This is a genomic window from Leifsonia sp. NPDC102414 (assembly GCF_044765685.1).
GTDB lineage: Bacteria > Actinomycetota > Actinomycetes > Actinomycetales > Microbacteriaceae > Leifsonia.
This window is the reverse complement of sequence record NZ_JBIWKN010000013.1, coordinates 1-5,665: the sequence shown is the minus strand read 5'-3', so window position 1 is coordinate 5,665 and position 5,665 is coordinate 1. Positions and strand designations below refer to the sequence as shown.

3 rRNA genes are annotated in these 5,665 nt (G+C 54.8%); all 3 read right to left on the bottom strand.

The features are described 5' to 3' along the window. Positions 1-60 precede the first annotated feature (60 nt). Positions 61-177: ribosomal RNA gene (rrf, locus tag ACIRCZ_RS20500) — 5S ribosomal RNA — on the bottom strand. Positions 178-313: 136 nt separating this feature from the next. Continuing rightward, a 23S ribosomal RNA gene (locus ACIRCZ_RS20495) occupies positions 314-3,430 on the bottom strand. Positions 3,431-3,877: 447 nt separating this feature from the next. Continuing rightward, positions 3,878-5,401, bottom strand: a 16S ribosomal RNA gene (locus tag ACIRCZ_RS20490). The 16S, 23S and 5S rRNA genes sit together here, the layout of an rRNA operon. Positions 5,402-5,665 lie beyond the last annotated feature (264 nt).

Here is a 5,665-nt window from a genome sequence, read left to right as displayed (position 1 = left end):
GTGGTGTTGGTTGTTAAATGCGAAATGGCCACCCGGTGGGTGGCCATTTCGTGAAAAGAAGTCCGGCGGTGTCCTACTCTCCCACAGGGTCCCCCCTGCAGTACCATCGGCGCAGAGAGTCTTAGCTTCCGGGTTCGGAATGTGACCGGGCGTTTCCCTCTCGCTATGGCCGCCGAAACACTATTGATGTATCAAAGTGAACGGACCAATCAGCTGATTGGTTCGGTTCTCGACCGTACATCGAGAACCACATAGTGGACGCAAGCAATCTTTGGCCTCACACACCAGCCTTACAACATGTGTGTGAGTAGTGATTATCAAGTTATCGGCTTATTAGTACCGGTCAGCTCCATGGGTCTTTAGTCCCCACTTCCACATCCGGCCTATCAACCCAGTAGTCTAGCTGGGAGCCTCTCGCCCGAAGGCATGGAAATCTCATCTCAAGGCCGGCTTCCCGCTTAGATGCTTTCAGCGGTTATCCATCCCGAACGTAGCTAATCAGCGGTGCTCCTGGCGGAACAACTGACACACCAGAGGTTCGTCCAACCCGGTCCTCTCGTACTAGGGTCAGATCCTTTCAAATTTCCTACGCGCGCAGCGGATAGGGACCGAACTGTCTCACGACGTTCTAAACCCAGCTCGCGTACCGCTTTAATGGGCGAACAGCCCAACCCTTGGGACCTACTCCAGCCCCAGGATGCGACGAGCCGACATCGAGGTGCCAAACCATGCCGTCGATATGGACTCTTGGGCAAGATCAGCCTGTTATCCCCGAGGTACCTTTTATCCGTTGAGCGACAGCGCTTCCACAAGCCACTGCCGGATCACTAGTCCCGACTTTCGTCCCTGCTCGACTTGTCAGTCTCACAGTCAAGCTCCCTTGTGCACTTACACTCGACACCTGATTGCCAACCAGGTTGAGGGAACCTTTGGGCGCCTCCGTTACTTTTTGGGAGGCAACCGCCCCAGTTAAACTACCCACCAGGCACTGTCCCTGAACCGGATTACGGTTCGAAGTTAGATATCCAGAGTGACCAGAGTGGTATTTCAACAATGACTCCACCTGAACTAGCGTCCAAGCTTCACAGTCTCCCACCTATCCTACACAAGCCACACCGAACACCAATACCAAGCTGTAGTAAAGGTCACGGGGTCTTTCCGTCCTGCTGCGCGTAACGAGCATCTTTACTCGTAGTGCAATTTCGCCGAGTTCGCGGTTGAGACAGCTGGGAAGTCGTTACGCCATTCGTGCAGGTCGGAACTTACCCGACAAGGAATTTCGCTACCTTAGGATGGTTATAGTTACCACCGCCGTTTACTGGGGCTTAAATTCTCAGCTTCGCCTTGCGGCTAACCGTTCCTCTTAACCTTCCAGCACCGGGCAGGCGTCAGTCCGTATACATCGTCTTGCGACTTAGCACGGACCTGTGTTTTTAGTAAACAGTCGCTTCCCACTGGTCTCTGCGGCCGTCAAACGCTCCCGGAGCAAGTCCGTTCACGCCTCAGGCCCCCCTTCTCCCGAAGTTACGGGGGCATTTTGCCGAGTTCCTTAACCACGATTCTCTCGATCTCCTTGGTATTCTCTACCTGACCACCTGAGTCGGTTTGGGGTACGGGCGGCTGGAACCTCGCGTCGATGCTTTTCTTGGCAGCATAGGATCACCGATTTCGTCACTTAAGACTACCCATCGTGCCTGGCCCTTCATGAGAGACGGATTTGCCTATCTCTCGGGTTACACACTTAGACCGGGACAACCATCGCCCGGCTCGGCTACCTTCCTGCGTCACACCTGTTAATACGCTAGCCGCACCAGCATAGGGTCGTGTGCTAGGCCCACACGTCTCAGCCCGAAGGCCTCGATCACGGGGATTCAGACACTTAGCATTACTGGATTAGCTTGGGCGGTTCTTCGCCGGTACGGGAATATCAACCCGTTGTCCATCGACTACGCCTGTCGGCCTCGCCTTAGGTCCCGACTTACCCAGGGCGGATTAGCCTGGCCCTGGAACCCTTGGTCTTTCGGAGGACGGGTTTCTCACCCGTCTTTCGCTACTCATGCCTGCATTCTCACTCGTGTAGCGTCCACGGCTGGTTCACACCGCCGCTTCACTCGCCACACGACGCTCTCCTACCCATCAACACGGCTGGACCACGAAGGCCTACCACTAATGTCAATGCCACAACTTCGGTGGCGTGCTTGAGCCCCGTTACATTGTCGGCGCGGAATCACTTGACCAGTGAGCTATTACGCACTCTTTCAAGGGTGGCTGCTTCTAAGCCAACCTCCTGGTTGTCTGTGCAACTCCACATCCTTTCCCACTTAGCACGCGCTTAGGGACCTTAGTTGGTGGTCTGGGTTGTTTCCCTCTCGACGATGAAGCTTATCCCCCACCGTCTCACTGCTGCGCTCTCACTTACCGGCATTCGGAGTTTGGCTGACGTCAGTAACCTTTTGGGGCCCATCGGCCATCCAGTAGCTCTACCTCCGGCAAGAAACACGCAACGCTGCACCTAAATGCATTTCGGAGAGAACCAGCTATCACGAAGTTTGATTGGCCTTTCACCCCTATCCACAGCTCATCCCCTCAGTTTTCAACCTAAGTGGGTTCGGTCCTCCACGACGTCTTACCGTCGCTTCAACCTGGCCATGGATAGATCACTTCGCTTCGGGTCTAGGACATGCGACTGAATCGCCCTATTCAGACTCGCTTTCGCTACGGCTACCCCTCACGGGTTAACCTCGCCACATATCGCTAACTCGCAGGCTCATTCTTCAAAAGGCACGCTGTCACCCCTACAAGGAGGCTCCAACGGTTTGTAAGCAAACGGTTTCAGGTACTATTTCACTCCCCTCCCGGGGTACTTTTCACCTTTCCCTCACGGTACTTGTCCGCTATCGGTCATCTGGGAGTATTTAGGCTTATCAGGTGGTCCTGACAGATTCACACGGGATTTCTCGGGCCCCGTGCTACTTGGGATACTCTTCACGCCATCAGAACATTTCGGCTACGGGGTTGGCACCCTCTATGACTGGCCTTTCAAAACCATTCGCCTATATTCCTCTGTAACGTTCGCTGTTCGGCAGAAGCAGCAGAAAAGTCCCACAACCCCGACCATGCAACGCCTGCCGGCTATCACACATGATCGGTTTAGCCTGATCCGGTTTCGCTCGCCACTACTAACGGAATCGCTTTTGCTTTCTCTTCCTGTGGGTACTGAGATGTTTCACTTCCCCACGTTCCCTCTACCCGCCCTATATATTCAGGCGGGAGTCACTGGGTCACCTAACGGGCCCAGCGGGGTTTCCCCATTCGGAAATCCTCGGATCAAAGTTCGTTTATCAACTCCCCGAGGCTTATCGCAGATTACTACGTCCTTCTTCGGCTCCAGATGCCAAGGCATCCACCGTTTGCTCTTAGAAACTTGAAATCACATGAGTTTTAGAATCGATCGACCCACCCCAAAAAGGGCGGATCAGATTGACCAATGATCTACCAACACCCCCGAAGGGAATGTTGTTTGATCTTGTGATCCGAGACAACGTCTCGAATCTAAGATGCTCGCGTCCACTGTGTAGTTCTCAAAGTACGGGCGGTACCCTTCCCGCGGCCCAGTCATGGCCAACAAGAAAAGGTCCAGAGGTTCGTTTCCCGCCCATTTCGGACGAGGCCCGGTCCCTCAGGACCCAACAGCGTGCACGTGCAAACCCTCCCAGCCCGAACCGTTCCAACTCCCGAAGAAGCGTACTTGGATCAAACCGATCAGCTCTGCACCAATGTCAATGTTCCACCCATGAGCTACCAGCGAGAACATTCGTCTCGATCTGGCGCCTGGACACCAAGCGTCTAACGACACCAGGTGCCAGATGCTCCTTAGAAAGGAGGTGATCCAGCCGCACCTTCCGGTACGGCTACCTTGTTACGACTTAGTCCTAATCACCGATCCCACCTTCGACGGCTCCTTCCACAAGGGTTAGGCCACCGGCTTCGGGTGTTACCGACTTTCATGACTTGACGGGCGGTGTGTACAAGGCCCGGGAACGTATTCACCGCAGCGTTGCTGATCTGCGATTACTAGCGACTCCGACTTCATGAGGTCGAGTTGCAGACCTCAATCCGAACTGAGACCGGCTTTTTGGGATTCGCTCCACCTTACGGTATTGCAGCCCTTTGTACCGGCCATTGTAGCATGCGTGAAGCCCAAGACATAAGGGGCATGATGATTTGACGTCATCCCCACCTTCCTCCGAGTTGACCCCGGCAGTCTCCTATGAGTTCCCACCATTACGTGCTGGCAACATAGAACGAGGGTTGCGCTCGTTGCGGGACTTAACCCAACATCTCACGACACGAGCTGACGACAACCATGCACCACCTGTTTACGAGTGTCCAAAGAGTTGACCATTTCTGGCCCGTTCTCGTATATGTCAAGCCTTGGTAAGGTTCTTCGCGTTGCATCGAATTAATCCGCATGCTCCGCCGCTTGTGCGGGCCCCCGTCAATTCCTTTGAGTTTTAGCCTTGCGGCCGTACTCCCCAGGCGGGGCGCTTAATGCGTTAGCTGCGACACGGAAACCGTGGAATGGTCCCCACATCTAGCGCCCAACGTTTACGGCGTGGACTACCAGGGTATCTAATCCTGTTCGCTCCCCACGCTTTCGCTCCTCAGCGTCAGTTACGGCCCAGAGAACTGCCTTCGCCATCGGTGTTCCTCCTGATATCTGCGCATTCCACCGCTACACCAGGAATTCCATTCTCCCCTACCGCACTCTAGTCTGCCCGTACCCACTGCAGGCCCGAGGTTGAGCCTCGGGTTTTCACAGCAGACGCGACAAACCGCCTACGAGCTCTTTACGCCCAATAATTCCGGACAACGCTTGCACCCTACGTATTACCGCGGCTGCTGGCACGTAGTTAGCCGGTGCTTTTTCTGCAGGTACCGTCACTTTCGCTTCTTCCCTACTAAAAGAGGTTTACAACCCGAAGGCCGTCGTCCCTCACGCGGCGTTGCTGCATCAGGCTTGCGCCCATTGTGCAATATTCCCCACTGCTGCCTCCCGTAGGAGTCTGGGCCGTGTCTCAGTCCCAGTGTGGCCGGTCACCCTCTCAGGCCGGCTACCCGTCGTAGGCTTGGTGAGCCGTTACCTCACCAACTACCTGATAGGCCGCGAGTCCATCCTTGACCGAAATTCTTTCCACGCACAGGAGATGCCTCCGTACGTCATATCCGGTATTAGCTTCCGTTTCCGGAGGTTATCCCAGAGTCAAGGGCAGGTTACTCACGTGTTACTCACCCGTTCGCCACTAATCCCCCAGAGCAAGCTCCAGGTTCATCGTTCGACTTGCATGTGTTAAGCACGCCGCCAGCGTTCGTCCTGAGCCAGGATCAAACTCTCCGTAAATGTTTAGCTCCACAACCACCCGAAAGCGGAAGGGAAACACTGTGCGAGAAGCGGACCGGAATAGGCCCGTTCTCCCCGCGAGTTGATCTGACTAGTTTCGAATATCTACTGACATTCTGTATCTAATCCAAAGGAATCTCTTGCCCAGCCGAAGCTGAACACGAGGTTTTTGGCATTTGACATTGTGCACGCTGTTGAGTTCTCAAGGATCGGACGCTCCCACCATCCCGCATCACACGGTCAAAATGGGGCAACCTGTCAACC